We start from the raw sequence: 23716 nt of genomic DNA, 5'->3' as shown, positions 1-23716 counted from the left end.
TGCCGACGTGAGGCCCCGGTTGCGCATCGAAGGGTTCACGTCGGCAAGGGATTGCCGACCTACGAGCGGTTCACGTTGACGAGGGCTACAATCCGCGGCCCCGTCTTGGCCTCAGCCGCCCGCGAGGGCCTGCTGACAGTCATTGGATCGCTGCGTCGCCGCCAACCATGCGGTCAGACAAGGCGCGAGGAGGAGGCATAGTTTGACTATGGTGACGACGAGCAACGATGGATGGCCGCATGGTTGGCGGCAACCCGAAGGGCTGGCTTTAGCCAGCGAAGCGATCCAATGACTGTCTGCAGGTCCTAATGTCCACTGTCGCCGAAGAGACACTGCGCCGCCGCACGTTCGCCATCATTTCGCATCCCGACGCGGGCAAGACCACGCTGACGGAAAAGCTGCTGCTGTTCGGCGGCGCGATCCAGCTCGCTGGCACCGTCAAGGGCCGCAAGGCGACGCGGCATGCGACCAGCGACTGGATGGCGCTGGAACAGCAGCGCGGCATCTCGATCACCACTTCGGTGATGCAGTTCCCGTACAACGGCAAGATCGTGAATCTGCTGGACACGCCCGGCCACGAAGACTTCAGCGAGGACACCTATCGCACGCTGACCGCGGTCGACAGCGCGCTGATGGTGATCGACTGCGCCAAGGGCGTGGAAAACCGCACGATCAAGCTGATGGAAGTCTGCCGGCTGCGCGATACGCCGATCATCACTTTCATCAACAAGCTCGACCGCGAGGGCCGGCCGCCGCTGGAGCTGCTCGACGAAGTCGAGAAAGTGCTGGGCATCCAGTGCACGCCGATCACCTGGCCGCTGGGCATGGGCCGCGAGTTCAAGGGCGTGTATCACCTGCTCGAAGACCGCTTTTATCTGTATTCGGGCGACAAGCACCGGATCTCGGAAATCGAGACCATCGACGGCATCGCGACGCCCGGCCTGCTGGAGCGTTTCGGCGCGGTGTTCAAGACGCTGCAGGACGAGATCGAGCTGCTGCAGATGGCTGGTACCGACTTCGATCTGGATCTGTACCGCGCCGCGAAGCTGACGCCGGTGTTCTTCGGCGCGGCGATCAACAACTTCGGCGTGCGCGAGCTGCTCAAGGGTTTCACCGACTGGGCGCCGAGCCCGCTGCCGCGGCTCACCGAAGGCCGCGAAGTGCTGCCGACCGAGCCCAAGTTCAGCGGCTTCGTGTTCAAGATCCAGGCGAACATGGACCCCAAGCACCGCGACAGAGTCGCGTTCCTGCGCGTCTGTTCCGGCGTGTATCGCAAGGGCATGACGCTGCACAGCGTGCGCCTCGGCGGGCCGGTGCGGGTGAACCACGCGCTGATCTTCATGGCCGCGGACCGCGAAGCTGTCGAAGAAGCGTATCCGGGCGACATCATCGGCCTGCACAACCACGGCACGATCGCGATCGGCGACTCGTTCTCCGAAGGCGAGGCACTGCGCTTCACCGGCATCCCGAACTTCGCGCCGGACCTGTTCCGCCGCGTGGTGCTGAAGGACCCGCTGAAAGCCAAGCAGCTGAACAAGGGCCTGGACCAGCTCAGCGAGGAGGGTGCGACCCAGGTCTACCGGCCGCTGACCAACAACGACATCATCCTCGGCGCGGTCGGCACTTTGCAGTTCGACGTGGTGCAGTTCCGGCTGCGCGACGAGTACAGCGTCGAATGCGTTTTCGAGCCGGTGCAGGTGTATTGCGCGCGCTGGGTCACGGGGACTGACGAAAAACTGTTCAAGGCCTTCGTCGACAAAAACGAAACCCGAATCGCCAAGGACCACTACGGCGATTGGGTCTATCTGGCGTCGAGCAGCGTCAACCTTTCGATGACCCAGGAGCGCCATCCGGACGTGCGTTTTCTGGATACCAAAGAGCACGGCGGCGCCTGACAAAAAGATCAGGGATCGGGCAAAATTTGCTCTCGATACCGGGGCTTACAAACACCACGTTCAGGGCCGCGTTCAGGTTAAATTAATTGGTTCAGCTAACCATAGCGCCTGTTGTGTGGCCGGCGCGACATCGGGGGGGCTCTTCCTGGGTTGGCGGCGAACAAGTTCAAAAAGGTTTGTTGTGGGATTTTTTCTTACCAGGAGGTTGCCAATGTCGTCCCGACTTCGTTGTCTAGCGTTCTCGGCCGCCGCGTTCTGCGCGGTTGCCGGGTTCACGCAAAAAGTGGTCGCCGCAGATGATTCTGCCGGCTACGAAGAGCCCAAAGCCTATGTCGGCGGCGGCGCGTTCTGGAATCACCCCGATTCCAACCGCAACATGGGCGACGGCTGGGGCTCTCGCGCCTTCATCGGCACGCGTCTGGACAGCGGCCTGATGTTCGAAGGCAATGTGTTCGGCCTGCAGGGCGAGCGCGACCTCGGCTCCGGCAAGGATTCCGCCTGGGGCGCCGGTGGCGACTTCCTGTTCCCGTTCACGACCGGCGGCTTCCAGCCGTTCGTCCTCGCGGGCGGCGGCTACACCAGTGAAAAAGTCGAGGGCGACACCGCCGGCGGCGGTTACGCCAATGCCGGCCTCGGCTTCTTCGTTCCGCTGACAGAGGGCCTGAAGCTGCGCACCGAAGGCCGCTACGTGGCGGTGTTCAGCGACCATGCCTCCGCTGGCAACGACCCGCTGTACGACCTCGAAGTCGGCGTCGCGCTGCAGGCCGACATCGGCAAGCGCAAGCCGCTGGATGCCGACGGCGACGGCGTGGTCGACCCGAACGATGCCTGCCCGAACACGCCGGCCGGCGTCCAGGTCGACAGCCGCGGCTGCCCGCTCGACGCGGACGGCGACGGCGTGCCGGACTACCTCGACAAGTGCCCGAACACCCCGCGCGGTGCGCCGGTCAATGCCCAGGGCTGCCCGGTCGACTCCGACGGTGACGGCGTTGCCGACTACCTCGACAAGTGCCCGAACACCCCGCGTGGCGCCACCGTGGATGCCAGCGGTTGCCCGCTCGACAGCGATCGTGACGGCGTGCCGGACTATGCCGACAAGTGCCCGAACACCCCGTACGGCCTGAAGGTCGATGCCGAAGGCTGCGTCCGCGAAGCCCAGACCATCGTGCTGCAGAACGTCAACTTCGAGTTCAACAAGGCAACCCTGACCGGTGACAGCAAGACCGTCCTCGACAGTGTCGCGGTTGGCCTGAAGAGCGATCCGCAGATGAAGGTCGAGCTGGCCGGTCACACCGACAGCAAGGGTAGCGACGCGTACAACCTGAAGCTGTCGCAGTCCCGCGCGAACTCGGTCAAGGCCTACCTGGTCACCCAGGGCATCCCGGCCAGCCGTCTGACCGCGAAGGGCTACGGCGAGAGCAAGCCGGTTGCGAGCAACGACACCGACGAGGGCCGTGCGCAGAATCGCCGCGTCGAGTTCCGCGTGCTGGCGAAGTAAGCCTCAAGCGTCGCGTTGTAACCAGGGCCGGACGGCGCAAGCCGTCCGGCCTTTTTTTGTGGGCGTTCAAGAACGCGGGGTCTCGTCCGTCCCTCGATACGTTCGCTGCGCGAACTACTCGGGAGGAACGGGGTTTTGCGCGGATCTCCGTTCCTCCCGAGTAGGCCCGCATGCGGGCCGTATCGAGGGACGCGCGCGAGACATCCGCCGCATCAATCTGTACCCTGCGCGGCTTCCATGAGCAGCCCCCGCCACGACCCCTACGCCGCCCTGCGTCACGCGCCGTTCCGGCGGCTGATCACGGCGAACCTGCTGCTATCCACCGGCGTGCTGATCCAGGCCGTGGTGCTCGGCTACGCGCTGTACCAGATGACGCACGATCCGCTGGCGCTGGGCCTGATCGGCCTCGCCGAAGCGGTTCCGTTCATAGGCCTGGCGCTGTTCGGCGGACATCTCGCCGACCGCCGCGAAAAAACCCGGCTGATGCAGATGGCCGGCGCGGTGATCGCGGCCGGATCGGCGCTGCTGCTCTGCGCGACGCTGCCGTCGACCCAGGCGATGCTGTCGCAGCCGGTGACGTTGGGCATCATCTACACCTCGGTGTTCATGCTCGGCCTGGCGCGCGGCATCTATTCGCCGGCATCGGCGTCGCTGCGGCCGTTCCTGATTCCGCGTGAGATCTATTCCAACTCGGCGAGCTGGAACGCGACTTTCTTCCAGGCGGGCGCGATCGCCGGTCCGGTGCTCGCCGGGTTCCTGTACGTCGGCGTCGGCCTGACCGGCACCTTGATCGTGGTGCTGGCGATGGTGCTGATCAACATCGTGCTGATCGGCCGCATCGAGAAGCAGCCGGTGTCGCCGCCGGCCGGCATCGCGCTGTGGGCGAGCCTGCGCGAAGGCATCGCCTACGTCTGGAAGACCAAGATCCTGCTGTACGCGATCTCGCTGGACATGTTCTCGGTGCTGTTCGGCGGCGTGGTCGCGATCCTGCCGATCTTTGCCGAAGATATTCTCAAGGTCGGCCCGCAGGGCCTGGGCCTGTTGCGCGCGGCGCCGGCCGCCGGCGCACTGATCACGGTGATCGCCTGCAACTGGTATCCGCCGACGCGCCGGCCCTGGAGTACGCTGCTGCTGGTGGTCGCCGGCTTCGGCGTCGCGACGCTGGCGTTCGCCGTCTCCAAGACGTTCTGGCTGTCGGCTGCGGCGCTGTTCGCCAGCGGCGCCTTCGACAGCGTCAGCGTGGTGATCCGCAACACGCTGCTGCAGACCCTGCCCGCGGATCACATGCGCGGCCGCGTCGCCTCGGTCAACAGCATCTTCATCTCGGCGTCGAACGAACTCGGCGCATTCGAGTCGGGCCTGGCCGCGAAACTGCTGGGCACGGTGCCGTCGGTGATCGCCGGCGGCATGGCGACGTTGGGCGTGGTCGGCTACATCTGGACGCGCTCGCGGGCGCTGTTCAAGGTGCGCCTTATGTAGGGCGGGTCGCGACCCGCCGTTTTGATTTTGTTTCTCGCAGGCCGAAAAACGGCGGGTCATGACCCGCCCTACGAACTAGTGGCCAGTATCGGGGACCGGTATGGAATGTCTGCTTGGCGTGCGTGCGTCACACCGCTAGGCTTGCCGGACACCAGGGAGTGTCCATGCTACGCCATCGTTTTGCCGCCGGCTGCGTGCTGGCGGCCTTCGTCGCTGCGCCCGTCTTTGCCCAGGAAGCGGTCTTCGACACCGGCCTGCCGCTGCGCGCACGCGTCGGCGAATGCTATGCCCGCGTCTACACGCCGCCGCAGTTCAAGACGCTCAGCGAGTCGGTGCTGAAAAAAGCCGAGTCCGAGCGCATCGAGGTGATCCCCGAGCGCTACGAATGGGACGAGCAGACGGTGATGGTCAAGCCGGCGTCGGAGCGCATCGTCGAAGTCGTACCGGCCCAGTACCGATGGGAAGAGCAGCAACTGCTGGTCAAACCGGCGGCCGAGAAGCTGGAGCAGGTTCCGGCGACTTATAAAACGACGAGCGAACGCCAGCTGGTGAAGCCGGCGAGCCAGCAATGGAAGCGCGGCCACGGCCTGGTCGAGAAAGTCGACAACCTCACTGGCGACATCATGTGCCTGGTCGAGAGTCCGGCCGAATATCGCGAGGTCACGCACAGCGAAGTCGACCAGCCCGCGACGACGCGGCGCAGCGAAATCCCGGCCGAATACCAGACCGTGCGCCGCCAGGTGCTGGTGAAAGAGGCCGAGGTCCGCAAGGAAGAAGTGCCGGCGCAGTACCAGAACATCAAGGTGCGCAGGCTCGTCGAGCCGGCACGCGAAAACCGCATCGCGATCCCGGCCGAATACCAGATCCTCACCCGGCAAGAGAAAATCGCCGACGGCCACATGGAATGGCGCGGCGTGCTCTGCGAAACCAATGCGACGCCGGACACCGTGCGCGCGCTGCAGCAGGCACTCAAATCCGCCGGCTACTACAGCGGCCCGCTCGACGGCCGCATCGGCAGCGGCACGGCCGATGGCGTGCGCCGCTACCAGGCCTCGCAGGGCATGGCCCAGGGCGGCATCACGCTGGAGACGCTCGAACGTCTCGGCGTTCATTCCGCCGGACGTGCCAGCGACAGCTGAGCGAAACGAGCTTGAAGCGCCCCATGCACCGCGCGGCACTGCTGCTTGCGGCCAGCCTGATGGTGACGGCCGCGCAGGCAGCCGGGCCACCGGCCGACGCAGGCCTGCTGCTGGCCGAGCCGCCGAAAGCGCAGCCCGGTGAATGCTGGGCGCAGTGGCTGCAGCCGGCGCGCTACGAGCGCCGGACCGAATCAGTGCTGAAAGTGCCTGGCGGCGAGCGCTTCGAAACGGTGCCGGCGCGCTACGAATGGGTCGAGAAAACCGAGACGCGCCCGGCCGGCAAACGCCGCGTCGTGACCCGGCCGGCCGAATACGAGGTCGTCGAGGAGCAGGTGCTGGTGAAGCCGGCCGGCTCGCATGATCGCGTGCAGCCGGCGCAGTACAGGACCGTCGAAGAGCGCGTGGTGACGCGCACCGGCACGGTGCTGAAGCCACATCCGGTCACTGGCGAAATGTGCGCGGTGGAAGGCCCGATCGAATACCGGATCGTGAAGCGCAAACTGCTGGTCGAGCCGGCGCGCAGCGAGCCGGTCGCGCAGCCGGCGGTCTACAAAACGCTGCGTCACAAGAACTTGATTACGCCGGCCGAAACCAGGCTGGTCGATGCGCCCGAGCGCACGATCACGCGGCGCGTCCGCCAGATCGTCGAGCCCGCGTACCAGCGCAGCGTGCCGACACCGCCGGTCTACGAGGACGTCACTCGCGTCGTCCAGATATCGGCGGCGCGCAACCAGTGGTTCAGCATGGTCTGCGACATCAACGCGACACCGCAGCTGTTGCGTCGCGTGCAGCAGGCACTGGCAAAAGACGGATTCGATCCGGGCTCGAGCGACGGCCGCTGGGGCTCTCGTTCGACGCAGGCACTACGCGCCTACCAGGCCAGGAACGAGCTGACGCAGGGTGGTCTGACCATCGAAACCCTGCAGGCGCTAGGGGTCAACCAATCACCGTAGGTCGGCAATCCTTTGCCGACGTGTACCCTCGGATGCGCAATCACCGCCTCATGTCGGCAAGGGATTGCCGACCTACGCAGGCTACTTGCGCTCGACGGTATTGACGATCGCCGCGGCCAGCTGGAACGGCTGCTTGCCGAAGTGCTTCGCCAGCTCCGGCGGCAGATGCGACTTGTCGACCTGCAGCAGCGATAGCTGCGCATAGCCGTTGGGCGTTTGGCTCGACCAGTTCTCGGCCTGCGGACCGATGCCGCGCGCGGGTTGAATACCCATCGCGGCGAGCCTCTCCTGCTGCGGCACCAGCGAATGCGCGCCGTCGTCGAGCGGCTCGGTCGAAGCCTGGATCTCCATCCAGGTGTTGAAGTCGTGCGTCAGCAGCGGCGCGGCCACGCGCTGCACCAGGCGCGTCGCCAGGACTTTCTGCAGGCCGGCATGGGCGATCCGCGCGGCACGGCCCGCCGGCTCGATCGCGCGCGACGCGGACGGCTCGTCCGCCATCGCGCCGGCCGCCTGCAGCAGCGCCGGCCTGAGCACCGAGGCGAAGTTGGTCTGGAAGTGCGCGCGCAGATGCATGCGCTCGCCGTCCTGCTGCGGTTCGCGCAGCAGCTGCAGATCGACGCGGCACAGCGAGCCGAAGCTGCCGGCCGGAATCGCGGCCGAGAACGCGAAGCGTTCGGGCAGAGTCGCATCGCCGTCGGCAAGACGATGATCGGCACCGCGCTTGTCGATGCGCTCGCGCCAGCGTTTTAACATGCCCATGTCGGCACTCCTGCGACGTCCCGGAACCGGTGTCTCGATGAACTCAGCCTTCAAGCTATGTTACCGCTTTAGCGTGAACGGACGGGTTCAGGGCGTCTACTTCCGCCAGTCGACGCGGCACAAGGCGCTGGAGCTGGGCCTGCGCGGCTGGGTGCGCAATTGCGAGGACGGTTCGGTAGAGGGCTGCGCCTACGGCGAGCCGGACGCACTGGAGCAACTGCGCGCCTGGCTGCATCTGGGGCCGGCCGCGGCGCAGGTGGACCAGCTCGAATGGATAAGCGAGGACTCGCCCGGCTTCGACGACTTCGAGGTTCGCAACTCGTAGTCCGTTTCACCAAAGCGCTGCGCCAGCGTGTCGCCACTGTAGGAGCGGCCCATGGCCGCGATTGTGTCGGTGAAGCCTCAATCGCGGCCATGGGCCGCTCCTACAGTTCAGTGATCGAACTACGTCCGTTTCGCCAGAAACGCCGCCGTCGACTTCAGCGCCATCCTGAAGAACATCTCCGGCGCATAGCGTTTGATCAGCGCCTGCTTGCGCGCCTCGGCATGCGTGATCACCAGGAAGCGCTCGTTCTGCACCGCATCGAAAATATCGCCTGCGACGTCGGCCGCGCTAACGCTGGCCTTGTCCATCAGGCGCTCGACGATGCGCTGCATCTGCGGCGCGGTGCTGTGCGCCGCATCGGCGATTTCGCCGCGGCCGCTGTTCAGCAGATCGGTCTTGAAGAACGACGGCGCGGCGACACTTACGCCGATGCCGTCGCCAGCCAGTTCGCTGCGCAGCGTCTCGGACAGCGAAATCACTGCGGCCTTGCTGACGTTGTAGCTGGCCAGCGCCGGCGGGTTGGCGATGCCGGCGAAGGAGGCGACGTTGACGATGCGGCCGGCGCCCTGCGCTTTCATCAACGGAATCACCGCACGCGCGCCGCGCACGCAGCCGAGCAGGTTGATGTCGAGCACGAAACGCCATTGTTCGATCGGCGAATCGGCGACGGTGCCAGCGGTGGCGACGCCCGCGTTGTTGACCAGCACGTCGATGCCGCCCCAGGCTTTTTGTACCTCGGCGACGACGTCGGCGAAGCCTGCTTCCGAGCGCACATCGAGCGCCAGTGCCAAGCTGCTTGCGCCACCAGCAGCGAGATCGCTAGCCGTCTGTTGCGCGGCATCCAGGCGCACATCGCTGCAGGCAACACGCCAGCCCGCGGCGGCGAAGCCCTGCGCGAGCGCACGGCCGAGGCCGCTGCCCGCGCCGGTGATCAGGACCCGCTGGCCCTTGAGCTTCGGCAGCGCAGGCATTCGCCTTAGTGCCTCGGTTCCCAAGTACGGTCACGAAGGCGCACGCGGAGTTTTGCGACTGGCAAGGCGCGACGACGAGGCATAGCCCCGCTATGGCGAGGAGTCGCAACGCCCCCAGGCGCGAAAATCCGCCGCGGATTCGTGACTGTACTTGGGAAACGAGGCACTTAGATAACGATTTCGCGGTTGTAGGCGAAGGCGAAGCGGAAAGTCTTCGGCTTTTCCTTGCTGGCCACATAGTCGGCCATGCGCTCGAGCCGCGCCGGCACCTTGAGCAGCTTTTCCTGCGCCTCGGCGCCGCTGGCTGACAGCCCGGTGAGCTTGTCGACTTCCCAGTGCGCCAGGCACTCCTCGACGATACGCTGATACTGGCGCGCGCCGAAAATATCCGCACGGCGCACGACTTCGCTCATGTCGTCGAAGCCGGCGATGCGGTGGCCCGGCATCGAGAAGTTCGATACTACTTTTTGCAGCGACACCAGCGCGCGATCCGGATCGCGGTTGATGATCTCGCCGAACATCGAGCGGTAGAACACGTAGTGCCGCGACTCGTCTCCAGCCAGATGTGCGAGTACGCGCTGCAGCAGGTTCTCGCAGCCGGCAGCCATACGCCCGGTATTGGCATGCGACAGCTGGGTGGCCTTCTCCTGCAGCGAGGTGTACGCGAGCAGGCGATAGGGATCCTGTTCCCACTCCGGATCGAACCCGGCCTCGATGTACGCGTACTGCTGGCGCTCGAGTTCACCCATATTGAACAGGCGCGCGTCGCGGACGTAGTCGCGCAGCGCGCAGCCGTGACGGTCTTCTTCAGCCGTCCACATGTTGTTCCAGTCCGACCAGGCCGAGTGCTCGCCGAAATACACGGCAATCAGGCGATGGAAGTGCGGCAGCCCCTCTTCGGTCAGCAGGTTCAGCGCGACCGCGACGCGGACCACGTCCGGCAGATCGCGGGCAGCGGCGCGGACCTCACGCAGCGACTCGTCCCAGCTGCCGGGCAGGTCGGCGTCGGCCGGCACCAGTTCGTTGGGGAACCACAGATTGCGGCGCTCCCGGTGCGCTTCCATCTCGGCGCGCACGAAAGCGTCCATCGAGGCCAATACTTCGACCTGCGCGGTCTTCTCCAACTTCAAGCCTGGGGCTGAGCCCATCTTCATACCTCCAACCCGGATGACGACGGCCGTAGGGAGGTACCGCCGGTGCGGGCTCTGTTCCGGGCTCTGTTCAAGGACGCCCCCGTCGGGCCGGCCTGAAAGTCTACCCGAACCCTGGGGTGGCACCGGACCGATCGGTCAATGAGAGTCATAGCTGAGACTACTGGGTGCGCACGAGGTTCAGAAACTCCATCCGTGTGCGCGGGTCTTCGCGGAAGCGGCCGATCATCATCGACGTCACCATCGCGGAATTCTGCTTCTCGACCCCACGCATCATCGAACACAGGTGTTTCGCTTCGATGACGACGGCGACGCCGGCCGCATGGGTAACCGACTGGATGCACTCGCCGATCTGCTTGGTCAGGTTCTCCTGTATCTGCAAACGCCGTGCAAACATGTCGACGATGCGCGAAATCTTGGACAGACCGACGACCTTGCCCTGAGGCAGGTAGGCAACATGAGCCTTGCCGATGAACGGCAGCAAGTGGTGCTCGCACATCGAATACAGCTCGATGTCGCGCACGATCACCATCTCGTCGTTGCTCGACTCGAAGATGGCACCATTGACGATGGTGTCGATATCCTGCTCGTAGCCCTGGGTCAGGAAGCGCATCGCCTTGGCGGCGCGCGCCGGCGTCCGCAGCAGCCCTTCGCGGTCCGGGTTCTCGCCTAGCGCCTGGATGATGGCTCTGTAGTGCTCTTCCACGATAATGCCCTTCTGAAGTGGCCTGCCCTTCATTGTCGCATAGGCTTTCACCGCTGCCGCTATTCCGGATTCAAGCCCGCACCGTTATCGAGCACGCACCGCAGTATGAGCACCCGCCACGCCGATTCCATACGTCACGTCCCGGTGGATCTGATCCGCCCGGGCTCGCAGCAGGCGCGCCGCCATTTCGACGCGGCGAGCCTGGCCGAGCTGGCGCAGTCGATCCGCGAATCGGGCGTGATCCAGCCGGTGGTGCTGCGCACGCGCGTCTGGGGCTTCGAGCTGCTCGCCGGCGAGCGGCGCTGGCGCGCGGCGCAGGCCGCCGGCCTGCACGAGATCCCGGCCATCGTCCGCGACGATCTGAGCGACACCGAAGCCTTCGTCGTCGGCCTGATCGAAAACCTGCAGCGCGAATCGCTGACGCCGATGGAAGCGGCGGCCGGCATGAAGCGGCTCGGCGACGTGTTCGGACTGACCCACGAGGCGATCGGCAAACGCATCGGCAAGTCGCGCGAGTACGTCAGCAACTATCTGCGCCTGCTGCATCTGGCGCCGGAAGTCGCGGCGCTGGTCAACGAAGGGCACATTCATCTGGGCCACGCCAAAGTGCTCGCGGGCCTGGCGCTGCGCGATCAGGTGGGCATGGCCGACGAAGTGATCCGCCACAAGCTCACGGTGCGCGCACTCGAGCGGCGCGTCGCTGCGACGCGCGATGCGCGCATCCTGTTCACGCTGAGCACCAAACCGGGCACCAAGTCCAGCGACTGGGCGGCGCTCGAGCGCGCGCTGTCGGATCAGCTCGGCTATCCGGTCAGCGTGACCGCGGAGCGCGGCGGCGAAGGCGAGCTGCGCGTCAAATTCCATTCGCTCGACGAGCTCGAAGGATTGCTGCAACGCATCGGTTATCGTGCGGACTGAACGATGCAAGGTCTAAGCATAGAACGCGCTCCACCCGATTCGTCCGCCGACCTGCGACAAGGCTGCGACCAGTATTGCGTCTTGCATGACAGACAGCAGAGAAAGCTTGCGACTTATCGACAGATTGATGGGATAAGCCTGTGGATAAGCAGCTTCGAAAGTGGCTGCAAGGCCCGTAGAACAAGGCTTGCCAGCGCGATGACGATTTTTTTACCGCTTTCCGCCGACTTACTTTTTCGTCAGTAAACCTTCATCCGTGTCAATGCCTGGCGCACTCACTTATGACGATCGTCGACACCGCAAAACTGCCCTGGGATCAACGCCAGCGTTTCATGCTGCTCGAGGCCCGCATGATCTGGGACGGCCAGATCCGCGTCGGCGATCTGCGCGACGCCTTCGACATCAGCACGCGCAAGGCCGAGAAAGATTTTCAGCTGTATCGCGCGCGCTGCCCGAACAACCTGGTGCTCGACAACGAGACCGGAATCTATCGCGCCGACGATCGCTTCGAGCCTGCGTTCCTGCGCGGCACCGCGGAAGAATTTCTGACCGTGCTGCGGCATCACGATCTCGCGCAGGATCTGCCGCTGGCGATGGCCGCCGGCGGTCAGGTGCCGGCCGAAACACTGGATCTGCCGCAGCGCGAATTCGACGTGCGCGTGCTGCAGCGCATCGGCGGCGCGATCCGCGAACGTCGCTGGCTCGCGATCGAATACCAGTCGATGAATCGGCCCGATCCGCGTCGTCTGCTGATTGCACCGCACTCGCTGGCCTACGTTGGCCGCTGGCATGCGCGCGCCTACTCCAACGATCACCAGGCGTTCCGCGACTTCCTGCTGTCGCGCATCATCGGCCTGCCCGAGTTGGGCGAGGCGGCGAACATCGACAGCGATCAGGACTGGGACTGGCGCAACCACGTGTGCGTGCGCATCGGCCCGCATCCGCAGCTCACCGATCCGCAGAAGCGCGTCGTCGAACACGACTTCGGCATGCGTCGCGGCATGCTCGAAAAGAATCTGCGGCTGGCGCTGGTCCCGTACCTGTTGAAGATGCTCAATGTCGGGCGCGGCGACGTCGACCGCCCGGCCGCGGAGCAGCAGATCGTGCTGCTGAACCAGGCCGAGCTGGACGCATTCAACCGGCTCGGCTGAAAATCCTCAGAACGTGATTTTTTGATGTATATTATTTTTAGACGGCAATATTTGATAACGACGATCCACCGATGCCTGCGCGCGCTGTGAACCCGGCCAACCAACTCGACCTGCTGTTCGACGCCTACCAGGTGCGCGAACGCATCAGCGCCAAGTCGCGCAGCATCCGCGTCGAGGTGGTGTCGTCCAGCGAAGTGGTGCTGGTGATCCCACGCTTCGTATCGCGCCAGGTCGCACGCGACTTCCTACGCAGCCGCGAAGACTGGATCCGCCAGAAGATTGCCGAGTGGAAACTGCGCGATGCCCGCGATGCCCGGTGCGGGCCGTCACCGCAGCTGCGCTGGGACGGCCACGACCTGCTGCCGCTGCGCGACCAGCCGACCGCACTGAAAGTGATACCGGCCCAGGTGCGTGCGCCGATGCTGCGCATCGAGCCCGGCACGCTGAGCCTGTTCTGCCCGCCGAACGTGCTGTCGCATCCGGGCAAACTGACCAAACTGCTGCGCGACGCGTTGAAGAAAGAGGCCTACAACGACGCGCAGAGGCTGATGACGGAAGAAGCCGCGCGCCTGGGCGTGACATTCGACGGCCCGCGCATCGCCGATCAGAAGACCCTCTGGGGCAGTTGCGCGCCCTCGGGTTTGATCAGCCTGTCATGGCGGCTGGTGCTGACCCCGCCGCTGGTGTTCCGCTACGTGGTCATCCACGAGCTGTGTCACCGGGTACACCTGGATCACTCCGACCGCTTCTGGGCGCTGGTCGGGCGCCAGATGCCGGACTTCGAGCAGCACCGCCGCTGGCTGCGCGAACACGGCCAGCGTCTGCACTGGTATCTCAGCGGCTAGGGCTTCACCGGGTGGCTCGTCCGGATGACGGTTGTCGACATCCGGTGCCGGGAGTAAGGTTCAGGAGCGCTCTTGGCGCTCCGCATCCAATCTGGCACCGACCGGCAACTGACCATGGCCACGCTCGACTCCGTGATCGTCCGCAACTACATGACGACCAGCCTGATTTCCTTCACTCCGGAGATGGAGGTGATGTCGGCGGCCCATGCACTGGTGAAACATCGCATCGCCAGCGCGCCGGTGCTGGATGCGCAGGGCCACCTGATCGGCATGCTGTCGGAACGCGACTGTCTGTCGATCGCATTCATCGCCTCTCATGACACCTGCGTGGCCGGGCCGGTCAGCCAGTTCATGAGCACCAAGGTGGTGACGGTGTCACCGGATACGAGCCTGACGCATCTGTGCACGATGTTTACCAATGCTTCGCATCGGCGGTATCCGGTGGTCGAGGACGGCAAGCTGGTGGGGATCATTTCGCGGCGCGATGCCCTGCGGGCGATTGGGGATGCCTGCGCCAGCGCCGAGGCTTAAGCGGCCCTGATGACGTTCAGTCCGTAGGTCGGCAATCCCGTTGCCGACGTGAACCCTCGATTGCGCATCCAGCTTCGCAGGTCGGCAACGGGATTGCCGACCTACGCCGACGCCATCACCCTGAGCAGTCCGATCTTCTTCAGATGCACCATCAACAGCGAAACTGCGGCCGGCGTCACGCCCGAAATGCGTGAAGCCTGCGCAAGAGTCTCGGGCCGATGCTGCAATAACTTCTGCCGAACCTCGTTCGACAAGCCCGACACCGCCGAATAATCCAGCTCCACCGGCAAGCGTGCATTCTCGTACCGCGCCGCGCGCTCGATCTCCGCCTGCTGCCGCGTCACGTAGCCTGCGTACTTCACCTCGATCTCAACCTGCTCCGCCGCCAGCGGATCGATCGACTCATCCGCAAGCCCCAGCCGCTGCAGCACCGGATAACTACCCTCGGGACGACGCAGCAATTCAAGAGCGGACACGCGATTCGATACCGGCGCCGGACCGAACACCGCCACCGTTTCCGGCGCGGCCAGATCAGCCGGCTTCAACCACAGAGTCTCAAGCCGCGCACGCTCCGCATCGATCGCCTCGCGCTTGGCGTTGAACCGCGACCAGCGCTCGTCGTCGACCAGCCCCAGTTCGCGGCCGACCGGCGTCAGGCGCAGATCCGCATTGTCCTCGCGCAGCAGCAGCCGATGTTCGGCGCGCGACGTGAACATGCGGTACGGCTCGCTGGTGCCGCGCGTGATCAGATCGTCGACCAGCACGCCGATATAGGCCTCGTGACGCAGCGGCGTCCAGGCTTCCTGCTCACTGGCAAAACGTGAGGCGTTGATGCCGGCAAGCAGGCCCTGCGCCGCCGCTTCCTCGTAACCAGTTGTGCCGTTGATCTGACCGGCAAAGAACAAGCCCTGCACGGCCTTGGTCTGCAGCGTGCGCGACAGATCGCGCGGGTCGAAATAGTCGTACTCGATCGCATAACCCGGCCGCACGATGCGCGCGTTCTCGAGGCCCTTGATCGTATGGACAAAGGCTTGCTGGATGTCGTAAGGCAGTGAAGTGGAAATGCCGTTCGGATAAATCTCGGTGGTGCCGAGACCTTCGGGCTCCAGAAAAATCTGGTGGCTGGTCTTGTCGGCGAAACGGTTGACCTTGTCCTCGACGCTAGGGCAATAGCGCGGACCGACGCCTTCGATCACACCCGTGAACATCGGCGAGCGGTCGAAGCCGCTGCGGATGATGTCGTGCGTGGCTTGGTTGGTATGCGTGATATGGCAGGCGACCTGACGCGGATGCTGCGCAGCGCTGCCGATGAACGAGAACACCGGCACCGGCGTGTCGCCGGGCTGCGGCAGCAGCTGGTCCCAGGCGATCGTGCGGCCGTCGAGCCGCGGCGGCGTACCGGTCTTCAGGCGGCCGGTGCGCGGCATCAGCTCGCGCAGCCGGGCGGCCAGCGGCAGCGACGGTGAGTCGCCGGCGCGGCCGCCCGGATGATGCGCCAGACCCACGTGGATGCGCCCGCCGAGGAACGTACCGGTGGTCAGCACCACCGCGCGTGCCGTGAAGCGCAGGCCGATGCGGGTGACGACGCCGGCGACGCGTGTGCCTTCGACGATCAGGTCATCGACCTCGTTCTGGAACAGCTGCAGGTTCCGCTGATGCTCCAGCGCGCTGCGCACAAACGCCTTGTACAGCGCGCGGTCGGCCTGCGCGCGCGTCGCGCGCACCGCCGGGCCCTTGCTGCCATTGAGCATACGGAACTGGATGCCAGCGTGATCCGCTGCGCGCGCCATCAAACCGCCCAGTGCGTCGATCTCGCGCACCAGATGGCCCTTGCCGATGCCGCCGATCGCCGGGTTGCAGGACATCTGGCCGAGCGTGTCGATCGACTGCGTGACCAGCAGCGTCGCCGCACCCGAGCGCGCCGCGGCCAGCGCGGCCTCGGTGCCGGCGTGGCCGCCGCCGATGACGATAACGTCGAAGTGCTGCGCTGACATGGATGGGAGCCGGAAGCTGCGGCGGTCGCTGAACGGGCGATCATTTTATCAGCACGGCGCGCGAGCGCCGGCTTTTTCCCGATAATGCGGCGCAGAAACCCAGGAGTTTCAGATGAGCCGTCGAGTGGAACCCTCCCTCGGCTTCGGCGTGCCACAGGCCGCCGCGCCGAAGCCGACCGCGGGGCTCGCGCCGCAAGCGCGGACGGATCTCGCCGGCCTGCTCGATTTTCGCGAGATGTTCGAGCAGATGCCCGGGCTGTATCTGCTGCTGTTGCCGGACGCGCCGCGCTACACCATCGTCACCGCCAGCGACGCCTACCTGGCCGCGACGCTGACGGTGCGCGAGCAGATCCTCGGCCGCGGCCTGTTCGAAGTGTTTCCCGACAACCCCGACGAACCCGATGCCGACGGCGTGAGCAAGCTGCGCGCCTCGCTGGAGCGCGCCATCGCCAGCGGCCTGCCCGATGCGATGCCGCTGCAGAAATACGACGTGCCGCGCCCCGACGGACGCGGCTTCGAGGAGAAGTTCTGGTCGCCGCTGAACACGCCGGTGATGCGCGGCGGCGCGGTGCGCGGCCTGATCCATCGCGTCGAAGACGTCACCGCCACAGTCCAGGCCCGTCGCCGAGAGGCCAACAGCGAGCTGCTGCTGAGCGAGCGCCAGAACCTGCTCGATGCAGTGTTCCAGCAGTCGCCGCTGATGCAGGCGCTGCTGAGGCTCGACGGCACGATCCTGCATTGCAACGAGCTGAGCGTCCACGGCACCGGCGTTACGGCCGAGGACATGGTCGGCACGCCCATCTGGGAAGGGCCCTGGACCGGCCAAGCTGCGGACACCCAGGCGTTTTTCCGCCGCGCCGTGCTGGCCGCTGCCGGCGGCGAGGTGTTCCGCGACAAATCCACCTACTACCGCGGTGCCGGCGCGGACGCGCAGGCGCGGCGCATCGAGCTGATGCTGTCGCCGGTGCGCGGCGCCGACGGCGGCATCGTCAATCTGTTCGCGGCCGGCCTCGACATCACCGAGCTGGAAGCAGCCTGGCAGCAGCTCAGCGACCGCAGCGTGCGCCTGCTCGAAACCACGATCCACGCGCTGCCCTGCGCGCTGCTGATCGGCGAGGCGCCTACGGGCAAGCCGATCTTCACCAACTCGCGCATGGAGCGGCTGTGGCAGCATGCCCGGCTGGATTCGGTGGGCCAGCCGGAGGAATGGATCGCCTATCACGCGGACGGCCGCCGCTACCAGGGCCTGGATTGGCCGCTGATGCGGGCGATCGTCGACGGCGAGACCGTGCTCGGCGAGGACGTCACGATCGAGCGCGGTGACGGCCGCCGCGGCGTGCTGCGCATTTCCGCAGCGCCGGTGCGCGACGCCGGCGGCGACATCATCGCCGGCGTCGCCGTCTGCGACGACATCACCGATCTGCTGCAGCTCGAGCACGCCCATACCCAGGCCCAGGTGCGCGAGGCCGCGGCGGTGGAAGCCTCGCAGCTGAAGTCGGCGTTCCTGTCGAGCATGAGCCACGAGATCCGCACGCCGATGAACGCGATCATCGGCATGACCAGCATCCTGCTCGATACCGCGCTGACGCCGGATCAGCGCGACAGCGCCGAAGTGATCCGCAACAGCGGCGAGCATCTGCTGACGGTGATCAACGACATCCTCGACTATTCCAAGATCGAGGCCGGCCGCATGCAGCTGGAGCGTGCGCCCTTCAGCCTGCACGAGTGCATCGAGAGCGCGATCGACCTGGTCGCCGGCAGCGCGCAGAACAGCGGCGTCGAGCTGGGCTACCTGATCGCCGCCGGCCTGCCGGACGCGCTGCTGGGCGACAGCGGCCGCCTGCGCCAGGTGCTGGTCAACCTGCTGTCCAACGCGGTCAAGTTCACGCCGGCCGGCGGCCAGGTATCGGTGGAAGTGCAGACCCAGGCGCTGCAGCACAACGAGCACCAGATCGCCGTCGATGTGCGCGACACCGGCATCGGCATCGACGCCGAAGTGCTGCCGACGCTGTTCCATCCGTTCATCCAGGCCGACAGCTCGACCACGCGCCAATACGGCGGCACCGGCCTGGGCTTGTCGATCTGCCGGCGCCTGGTCGAGTTGATGGGCGGCAGCATCACCGCGCACAGCGAGCGTGGCCAGGGTTCGACGTTCCGCTTCAGCTTCCATACCGAGGCGGTGGCGGTGCAGCAGCGGATCACGCCGGCCGTCGCCGCCGCCTCGCTGCGCGGCCTGCGCGTGCTGATCGTCGACGACATCGAGATCAACAACCGCATCCTGCGCCACTACACCGAGCAATGGGGCATGGCGCCGCTGAGCACGCGCTCGCCCAGCGAGGCGCTGGCCTGGGTCGGCCGCGGCGACGTCTTCGACCTGGCGCTGCTCGACTTCCACATGCAGAGCATGGACGGCCTGGAACTGGCGCGCGCGCTGCGCAAGCTGCGCTCCGAGCGCGAGATGCCGATCCTGGTGCTGAGTTCGGTGGCCCAGGACATCCACGAGCCCGGCGTGGTGTCGGGCGGCGTGCAAAAACCGATCAAACCGGCGCGGCTGCTGCAGGAAGTCGAAGCGGTGCTGTTCAAAACCGGCCGCGGCAGCGCGAAGCCGGCCGGCTTCGCGCTGCCGCGCGAGCTGGGGCACCGGCATCCGCTGCGCATTCTGGTCGCCGAAGACAATGCGGTGAACCAGAAAGTCGCGCGGCTGCTGTTGCAGCGGCTGGGCTACCACGCCGACTTCGTCGCCGACGGCAGCGAGGCGCTGGCGTCGGTGGAACGCCAGGTCTACGACCTGGTGCTGCTCGACATGCAGATGCCGGTCATGGACGGCCTGTCGGCGAGCCGCGAAATCTGCCGCCGCTGGCCTCGCGGGCAGCGCCCGCATCTGGTCGCGATGACCGCCAACGCGACGCTCGAGGACCGCCGCAAATGCGAGCAGGCCGGCATGGACGACTACATCTCCAAGCCGGTCGCGGCCGAGCGCCTGGTCGAGGCGCTGCAGCGCTGCCCGCGCCGCGGCGAGGACTCCGCGATCGTCGACCAAGACCGTGACTATGCGCCGGCGATGCTGGCCTCGGTGCGCGCGACTTTCGACGACGACGGCCTGCGTGAGATCGTCGAAGCTCTGGTTTCCGACCTGCCGCGGCAGCGGCGCGAAGTCGGCGCGGCGCTGGCCGGCGGCGATGCCGCGCTGCTGATCCGCCAGGCGCACACCATGCGCAGCAACTGCGAGATGTTCGGCTCCATGAACCTCGCCGCGTTCTGCCGCCGCGTCGAACAGGCGGCCGTCGCGCAGCAAAACGAGGCCGCGCTGGCGGACGCGGGCGCGATGCTCGACCGCTATGTCGGGCTGGTCCGCAGGCTGGAGAAAGCGCTGCAGACCGAGGCCGCGCACGCGCACGCGCACGCGCACGGCGATGATGTTGCCGATCCGCAAACCGGCTTGCCCGCTACCAATCCGGCGGCCGGCGCATGAAGCAAACCTCGTTGCGGGGCACGCGCACGGCGAACAGTGCGGACGCGCCGCTGCTGCTCGGCTGGCGCGAATGGGTCGCGCTGCATGAACTCGGCATCCCCAACATCAAGGCCAAGATCGACACCGGTGCGCGCACCTCGACGATCCATGCGTTCGCCCTCGAGCGGCCGCTCGGCGGGCGCATCCGCTTTGGCGTGCATCCGATCCAGGGCAACGACACGCCGGTCTGGTGCGAAACCGATCTGCTGGGCGAGCGCTGGATCACCGATTCCGGCGGCCATCGCGAACTGCGGCCGGTAATCCTCACCCCGGTCACAATCGGCCAGCAGACTTGGCCGGTGGAGATGACCCTGACCGCCCGCGACAACCTGCGCTTCCGCATGCTGCTTGGCCGCAGCGCACTGGCCGGCCACGCGCAGGTCGACCCCGGCGCCGGCTATCTGCTGGGCCGGCGCAAACGCGCCGCACTGATGGCGAGTGTCGCAGTCAAGGCGGCCGGTCCGTGAAACGCAAGATGAAGATCGCGATCCTGTCGCGCAACACCAAGCTGTATTCGACGCGGCGCCTGGTCGAAGCCTGCGAGGCACGCGGCCACAGCGTGCAGGTGATCGACGTGCTGCGCTGCTACATGAAGATCGCGCCGCGCTGCACCGAGATCCATTACCGCGGGAAAATGCTCGAAGGCTTCGACGCGGTGATTCCGCGCATCGGCGCGTCGGTGACGTTTTATGGCGCCGCTGTCGTGCGCCAGTTCGAGATGATGGGCACGTATTCGCTGAACGAATCGGTCGCCATCACCCGTGCCCGCGACAAGCTGCGCGCGCACCAGTTGCTGGCGCGCCACGGCATCGGCATGCCGGTCACCGGCTTCGCGCATTCGCCCGACGACACCGGCGACCTGATGAAGGTGGTTGGTGCCGCACCGATGGTGATCAAGCTGATCGAAGGCACGCAGGGGCAGGGCGTGGTGCTGGCCGAAACCGACAAGGCCGCCGAGTCGGTGATCGACGCGTTCCGCGGCCTCGACGCGCACTTCCTGGTGCAGCGCTTCATCGCCGAAGCCAATGGCGCCGACATTCGCTGCTTCGTGATCGGCGGCAGGATCGTCGCGACGATGATGCGCCAGGCCAAGGTCGGCGAGTTCCGCTCCAACCTGCATCGCGGCGGTACCGCGCTGCCGGTGCGGATCACGCCGGCCGAGCGCCGCACGGCGCTGGCGGCCGCAAAAGCGATGGGGCTCAACGTCGCCGGTGTCGACCTGCTGCGTTCGGCCGACGGGCCGGTGGTGATGGAAGTCAACTCCTCGCCCGGCCTGGAAGGCATCGAGAGCGTCGCCGGCATCGACATCGCCAGCCTGATCATCGAGTTCGTCGAGAAGAACGCCAAGCCCTGGCGCACGCGGACTCGCGGGCGAGGTTAATTTAAGAAATAAGGCCGTTTTTACATGAACCGTCGTTCATGTACTTATTATTAGACAATTCTACCTAGTGCAGGGCCTTTGGCTCGGCTATTGCTGTTGTTTACTGGCCACTACGGCGACTGATATTTCCAGCGTTGGAAAGTCCCCGTACCGCAGCGAACACCAATGCAGGGCAAAGGCGCCCATCCGTAAAATCGGATGGGCGCTTTTTTTGTCTTTCCATCGTCATTCCATCGTCATTCCATCGTCATTCCATCGGCGTTTTCGTCAACTCTGCAATCGAGCCTCTCACCCAAGCATTGCCTATGTTCTCCACCAGCACAGTCCGCGTTCTGATCGTCGATACCCGTACTCAACATACGGCGAAGCTGGAGCGTGCCCTGGTCGAAACCGGCTTCGTGGTGCTGGGCGTCGTGCATGAGAACGACGACCTTCATTCGCGGGTACGCCAGTTGCAACCCGACGCGATCATCATCGACGTCGACTCACCCAGCCGCGACACGCTCGAAGGCCTGGCCGCGATCACGCATACGTTCCCGCGCCCCATCGTGGTGCTCAGCGAGCGCGATGACAGTCAGCTGGTGCGCGACGCCATGCAACTCGGGCTCAGTGCCTACGTCGTCGACGGCGTGCCGCCGAGCGTTATCCGCTCGCTGATCCATATTTCAATGATGCATTTCCGTGGGCAGCGCCTGTTGCTCGCAGAGTTGCAGAAAGCGCAGCAGCAGCGCGACGAGCAGGGCGTGATTCACCGCGCAAAGTGTCTGCTGATGGAGCGCGAGCGGCACACCGAGAACGATGCGTATCACTGGATGCGTAAACGCGCGATGACGCGCTCGCAAAAACTGGTGGACGTCGCGCGCAGCGTGATCCAGTCGCTGGAGCCGAGCGCTCACTGCGCGATGTAGCAGCGCAGCCCGGCGTGTCCATGGGCTGAGTTTCTGGTCTGAGTGTTGGTCTGAGTTTTTTGGTGCGGCACATGGCTCCAGCGTCGGAGCGCCGCGAAGTTTGCAGTCGAAGATTACCGAGATTCGAGGCGAGGGCGCCTATCCGCACGGCCGGATGGGCGCCCTTTTTTTTGTTTTTTCAACCGGCAGCAAGAGCGGCCGGACATTCAAGGAAACCGATCAATGTCTATCAGGTGTTTCAACTCCCTAGTGGCGGCCGCGATCTTGGCAGCGTCCACCGGCGCTTGCGCCGACGGCCTGGACACGCTGCAGTACGCGGCGTCCGGCGGCACACCGAACATCGACGCGCGGCTGCGCTATGAGCAGGTCGACCAGGACAACCTCAGCGACGACGCCAACGCGCTGACCGCTCGCGTCCGGCTCGGCTACACCACCGGCAAATGGAACAACATCGACGGCCAGCTCGAATACGAGGGCGTCACCGTGCTGGGCAGCGACAAGTTCAACAGCACTACCAATGGCCAGACCGGCCTGCCGGTGGTCGCAGATCCCAAGACCAACGAACTGAACCAGGGCTGGATCCGCTACAGCGGCCTGCCGAAGACCACGATCAAGTACGGCCGCCAGCGCCTGATCTACGACAACGCGCGCTACATCGGCAATGTCGGCTGGCGCCAGAACGAGCAGACCTACGACGCACTGTCGCTGAGCAGCACCTGGCTTCCAAAGACCACGTTCAATTACGCCTACATCTACAACGTCGACGCATTCAAGCCGTTCTCGATCGGCGGCAAGAGCAGCAGCGATATCGACATCAAGGCGCATGCGTTCAATCTTGCCTACGCGCCGCTGAAGACGCTGACGCTCAGCGCCTACGCCTATCTGCTGGACTTCGACGCGATCCCGGCGCCACCGATCGCGCGGCAGGACACGCAGTCGCTGGGGCTGCGCGCGGTCGGCACGCTGCCGCTCGACAAGTTCACGCTGAGCTATACGGCCGAGTACGCCCAGCAGAGCGACTACGCCGACGCACCGTCCACGGTCGACGCCGACTACTATCTGATCGAAACCGGCCTCGCCTACGACAAGTACAACGCGAAGATCGGCTACGAGGTGCTGGGCGGCGACGGCGTTTATAGCTTCCAGACTCCGCTGGCGACGCTGCATGCGTTCCAGGGCTGGGCCGACCAGTTTCTGGTGACACCGGTCAACGGCATCAAGGATTTGTATTTTTCGGTCGGCGGCAATGTCGAGAAAGTCGCGCTGCTGGCCCGTTGGCACGATTACCGCTCCGACGAAGCCAGCATTCACTACGGCACCGAACTCGAATTGCAGGCGACGCGTCCGTTCACCGACCAGCTGTCGCTCGGCCTGAAGTACGCCGCCTATTCCGCGAAGGATTTTCCGGCCGCCGCTGGCACGCCTTTCGACACGACCAAGACCTGGCTGTGGCTCGAATACAAGTTCTAGTAGTCCGTTTCACCAAAACGCTGACATGAAACCGCGTCTTTTTCCGCCAGGCGGCGTTGCAGCCCCTTGCCGCACGAACGGTGCGGCGGCGGGTCTGCGCCTTGCCTGGCGGAAAAATCCATCGGTTTCAT

Annotated in this window: 21 protein-coding genes; 15 read left to right on the top strand and 6 right to left on the bottom strand. The window is 65.5% G+C overall.

What is annotated here, in order from left to right; genetic code table 11:
* Window positions 1-308: 308 nt before the first annotated feature.
* From JWQ90_RS26315 to JWQ90_RS26295, 5 genes are all read left to right on the top strand, one after another.
* Entirely contained in the window at window positions 309-1895 is a 1587-nt protein-coding gene (locus JWQ90_RS26315) for a peptide chain release factor 3 (protein WP_299698047.1), read from the top strand.
* Between the two features lie 211 nt (window positions 1896-2106).
* A complete protein-coding gene (locus tag JWQ90_RS26310) occupies window positions 2107-3393 on the top strand; it encodes an OmpA family protein (protein ID WP_299698046.1) in 1287 nt (428 codons plus the stop codon).
* A 237-nt stretch (window positions 3394-3630) separates the two neighbouring features.
* The gene (locus tag JWQ90_RS26305; RefSeq protein WP_299698045.1) at window positions 3631-4872 is read left to right on the top strand and encodes an MFS transporter; all 1242 of its coding nucleotides are present in this window, start codon (window positions 3631-3633) and stop codon (window positions 4870-4872) included.
* A 164-nt stretch (window positions 4873-5036) separates the two neighbouring features.
* Complete coding sequence (locus tag JWQ90_RS26300) at window positions 5037-6011, top strand: peptidoglycan-binding domain-containing protein (RefSeq protein ID WP_299698044.1); 975 nt, start codon at window positions 5037-5039, stop codon at window positions 6009-6011.
* Between the two features lie 23 nt (window positions 6012-6034).
* A complete protein-coding gene (locus JWQ90_RS26295; protein WP_299698043.1) occupies window positions 6035-6964 on the top strand; it encodes a peptidoglycan-binding domain-containing protein in 930 nt (309 codons plus the stop codon).
* 81 nt (window positions 6965-7045) lie between these two features.
* Here JWQ90_RS26295 and JWQ90_RS26290 read toward each other — a convergent pair whose 3' ends face one another.
* Entirely contained in the window at window positions 7046-7723 is a 678-nt protein-coding gene (locus JWQ90_RS26290; protein ID WP_299698042.1) for a hypothetical protein, read from the bottom strand.
* A 37-nt stretch (window positions 7724-7760) separates the two neighbouring features.
* On the opposite strand from JWQ90_RS26290, the gene JWQ90_RS26285 reads away from it, so the two are divergent.
* Complete coding sequence (locus tag JWQ90_RS26285; protein ID WP_299698041.1) at window positions 7761-8048, top strand: acylphosphatase; 288 nt, start codon at window positions 7761-7763, stop codon at window positions 8046-8048.
* 119 nt (window positions 8049-8167) lie between these two features.
* On the opposite strand, the gene JWQ90_RS26280 is transcribed toward JWQ90_RS26285, so the two are convergent.
* The 3 genes from JWQ90_RS26280 to folE form a co-directional block, all read right to left on the bottom strand.
* Entirely contained in the window at window positions 8168-9019 is an 852-nt protein-coding gene (locus JWQ90_RS26280; RefSeq protein ID WP_299698040.1) for an SDR family oxidoreductase, read from the bottom strand.
* A gap of 167 nt (window positions 9020-9186) precedes the next feature.
* Complete coding sequence (locus JWQ90_RS26275) at window positions 9187-10167, bottom strand: acyl-ACP desaturase (protein WP_299698039.1); 981 nt, start codon at window positions 10165-10167, stop codon at window positions 9187-9189.
* A gap of 163 nt (window positions 10168-10330) precedes the next feature.
* Window positions 10331-10909, bottom strand: coding sequence for a GTP cyclohydrolase I FolE (folE, locus tag JWQ90_RS26270; protein ID WP_366919605.1), 579 nt, complete (start codon window positions 10907-10909; stop codon window positions 10331-10333).
* A gap of 72 nt (window positions 10910-10981) precedes the next feature.
* On the opposite strand from folE, the gene JWQ90_RS26265 reads away from it, so the two are divergent.
* The 4 genes from JWQ90_RS26265 (at window position 10982) to JWQ90_RS26250 (ending at window position 14321) form a co-directional block, all read left to right on the top strand.
* The gene (locus JWQ90_RS26265; RefSeq protein ID WP_299698038.1) at window positions 10982-11794 is read left to right on the top strand and encodes a ParB/RepB/Spo0J family partition protein; all 813 of its coding nucleotides are present in this window, start codon (window positions 10982-10984) and stop codon (window positions 11792-11794) included.
* Window positions 11795-12075: 281 nt separating this feature from the next.
* A complete protein-coding gene (locus JWQ90_RS26260) occupies window positions 12076-12945 on the top strand; it encodes a WYL domain-containing protein (protein ID WP_299698037.1) in 870 nt (289 codons plus the stop codon).
* 71 nt (window positions 12946-13016) lie between these two features.
* Window positions 13017-13790 carry a SprT family zinc-dependent metalloprotease gene (locus JWQ90_RS26255; protein ID WP_299698036.1) on the top strand — a complete coding sequence of 258 codons (774 nt, stop codon included), beginning with the start codon at window positions 13017-13019 and terminating at the stop codon, window positions 13788-13790.
* 72 nt (window positions 13791-13862) lie between these two features.
* The gene (locus JWQ90_RS26250) at window positions 13863-14321 is read left to right on the top strand and encodes a CBS domain-containing protein (RefSeq protein ID WP_299698035.1); all 459 of its coding nucleotides are present in this window, start codon (window positions 13863-13865) and stop codon (window positions 14319-14321) included.
* Between the two features lie 101 nt (window positions 14322-14422).
* Here the strand turns inward: JWQ90_RS26250 and mnmG are convergent, their stop codons facing one another.
* Window positions 14423-16315 (bottom strand): tRNA uridine-5-carboxymethylaminomethyl(34) synthesis enzyme MnmG, encoded by a 1893-nt coding sequence (gene mnmG / locus JWQ90_RS26245; RefSeq protein WP_299698034.1) that lies wholly within the window; start codon window positions 16313-16315, stop codon window positions 14423-14425.
* A 112-nt stretch (window positions 16316-16427) separates the two neighbouring features.
* On the opposite strand from mnmG, the gene JWQ90_RS26240 reads away from it, so the two are divergent.
* The 5 genes from JWQ90_RS26240 to JWQ90_RS26220 all read left to right on the top strand — a co-directional run bounded on the left by JWQ90_RS26240 (window position 16428) and on the right by JWQ90_RS26220 (window position 23585).
* Entirely contained in the window at window positions 16428-19787 is a 3360-nt protein-coding gene (locus JWQ90_RS26240; protein ID WP_299698033.1) for a response regulator, read from the top strand.
* Complete coding sequence (locus tag JWQ90_RS26235; RefSeq protein ID WP_299698032.1) at window positions 19784-20293, top strand: RimK/LysX family protein; 510 nt, start codon at window positions 19784-19786, stop codon at window positions 20291-20293. The genes JWQ90_RS26240 and JWQ90_RS26235 overlap by 4 nt, the downstream gene beginning before the upstream one ends.
* Window positions 20294-20301: 8 nt before the next feature.
* Window positions 20302-21207 (top strand): 30S ribosomal protein S6--L-glutamate ligase, encoded by a 906-nt coding sequence (gene rimK / locus JWQ90_RS26230; protein ID WP_299698098.1) that lies wholly within the window; start codon window positions 20302-20304, stop codon window positions 21205-21207.
* A 305-nt stretch (window positions 21208-21512) separates the two neighbouring features.
* Entirely contained in the window at window positions 21513-22115 is a 603-nt protein-coding gene (locus tag JWQ90_RS26225) for an ANTAR domain-containing protein (RefSeq protein ID WP_299698031.1), read from the top strand.
* A 222-nt stretch (window positions 22116-22337) separates the two neighbouring features.
* Window positions 22338-23585, top strand: coding sequence for an alginate export family protein (locus JWQ90_RS26220; protein ID WP_299698030.1), 1248 nt, complete (start codon window positions 22338-22340; stop codon window positions 23583-23585).
* On the opposite strand, the gene JWQ90_RS26215 is transcribed toward JWQ90_RS26220, so the two are convergent.
* The gene (locus JWQ90_RS26215) at window positions 23582-23716 is read right to left on the bottom strand and encodes a hypothetical protein (protein WP_299698029.1); all 135 of its coding nucleotides are present in this window, start codon (window positions 23714-23716) and stop codon (window positions 23582-23584) included. The two genes, JWQ90_RS26220 and JWQ90_RS26215, sit on opposite strands and share 4 nt — an antisense overlap.

It is taken from the genome of Hydrocarboniphaga sp. (genome assembly GCF_028291725.1).
Taxonomy (GTDB): Bacteria; Pseudomonadota; Gammaproteobacteria; order Nevskiales; family Nevskiaceae; genus Hydrocarboniphaga.
This window is presented reverse-complemented; position numbering and strand designations above follow the sequence as displayed.